Source organism: Bacillus sp. JJ1503, assembly GCF_036965125.1.
Lineage (GTDB): Bacteria > Bacillota > Bacilli > Bacillales > Cytobacillaceae > Cytobacillus.
In genome coordinates this window covers 6,906-8,764 of sequence record NZ_JBALOZ010000372.1, presented here as the reverse complement: position 1 = coordinate 8,764, position 1,859 = coordinate 6,906, and the positions used below count along the sequence as shown (strand labels likewise).

Below are 1,859 nucleotides of genomic sequence, written 5' to 3'. Positions count from 1 at the left end.
GCATGGCATCGTATTTAGGTTAGCATAAACTAAAGACCGCTAGATAATATTAGAGAAAAATGTGTCCAGTGTGACCAAAATGTGACCACTATAAAATACTACTCTTAGCTGTTTGTATAAATTAATAATCTTATTACGTAAAAGACGATGCCAACTTTAAAGCACCGTCTTTCTTTGTGTTCAATAGTTTCTTTTACAAGCTGTCACATCCTGTATTTCTAATAATCCTACAACAATCACATTAAGCTAAATATATCTTCTGTTGACCTCATCAGACTGTCTATTCGTTCGTTACAATCACTTGTGAGTAAGCCGGATTAGAAATCCATTTGGGTGCTACACGGGCATAATACGTAAGCAATTGAGGGCTCATTATTTGAGGGATATGTTTTGATGCGAAAATCTACTAGGAAAAATAATTGGAAAATATTTTATAAAAAGGTATTGACGTACGTGTACGTCAATTGTATATTATATATAGAAACGTACAAGTAAGTTTATTTAGAGGTGAAAGCATGGAACCAGTACATCCGTTAAAATATGTTTCCCAGACATTTCAAGTTCCCTTATCAGATATAGCGAAAGAGCTTGGTGTTAGTCGTCAGACAGTAAATGAATGGGTAGGTAAGAGAAGGAAGTCAATACCTGAAAAACATATTTCTAAAATATCAGCAATGTTTAAGTTAGATGAGCGTTGGTTTCGAAAGAATGACTTGTTAGGCTCGGAGAGGTTAGAACTACAACGAATATACATAGACCGAAATGCAACTTTTATCGAATTCCCTGATCAAATTGTTGACGATGAAGGGAATGTTCATGAGATTACGAGATCTTATAGTCCCGAAGAGGAATTTTCAAGACACTTATCATACCGACAAAGGGCAGAAGAAGTAATTGAAGAGGTTAGAAAATTAATTGAGATTGAAGTTGATGCTCATGATGATTTTTTTCAAACCATCATAAATGAGGTGATTTCTGTAACTAAATCCGAAGACATAAGAAAAGCTCACATGCTTCAAGACGTATTAAAGTTTTTACTTTATCATGATCATGAGTTTGGATTTTTTATGATTGACTCTGATAAAAGTAAGACTGTTAAGTTAAATGAATTATTGGAGCTTTATAAAAAGGTTTAAGGGCGGTCTTAACTGATCGCCTACTCTTTAAAGGAGGTGAAGGAACAATGGCACAATATAAGTTTGTTGAACCGGACACTACTCGGCAAGAAATAGCCAAAACGCTAATTAAGTCCTTAGAGCGTTCTCTAACAGAACAAGAAGTAAAGACTATTTATTGGCTCGGTGATTGCGAATATGAGACAAGAGGAGTTTTAACTGACCTTTTTAATGAACTGTTAGAAAGAATTGAATACTTTAAGGAGGATTAAAATAATTAATCGTACATACACCTTAGATTGCAGGTAAGTTGAAATAATATTAATCTATTTAACTTTGAGGAGGAAATAAATATGTCAGTAATCGAAGCACGTAACGCAGCAACTAATTCAAATAACGAAACTAAGGCTCGGGTTTACGTAGGAATTTCTTACAAGTTTTCACCAGCGAACAGAACTATCCTTGAATGTGCAAGTAATTCAATGGAACGTGGTAATGTACAGCTCTTTGAAAATGTTTATGGTCAATCCTTTGTCTTCCACAAACAGAACGATCAAGAAGGAGATATAAATTTAAACGAAGAAACAATGGAATACTATGAGTTTGGTTATTTTGAGGTAAATTCAAACAATGAATATGAAGGATTATACGAGTTTAATAGCCAGTTAAACGAGGAAATCTTTGGAACTAAGTCAATTCTGCTTAAAGATATGGAGGGAAATCCTTATTTAATGAACATCGAGG

Annotated in this window: 3 protein-coding genes; all 3 read left to right on the top strand. The window is 34.1% G+C overall.

Features of this window, described 5'->3' with window-relative positions:
• Positions 1–515 precede the first annotated feature (515 nt).
• Positions 516–1,136: a hypothetical protein gene (locus V7149_RS23115; RefSeq protein ID WP_335347929.1), complete on the top strand. Its 621-nt coding sequence runs from the start codon at positions 516–518 to the stop codon at positions 1,134–1,136.
• A 47-nt stretch (positions 1,137–1,183) separates the two neighbouring features.
• On the top strand, positions 1,184–1,387 hold the full coding sequence (locus V7149_RS23110; protein ID WP_335347928.1) for a hypothetical protein: 204 nt from the start codon (positions 1,184–1,186) through the stop codon (positions 1,385–1,387).
• Positions 1,388–1,468: 81 nt separating this feature from the next.
• Positions 1,469–1,859, top strand: a 391-nt coding sequence (locus V7149_RS23105; RefSeq protein ID WP_335347927.1) for a hypothetical protein, incomplete at its 3' end; no start/stop codon positions are given.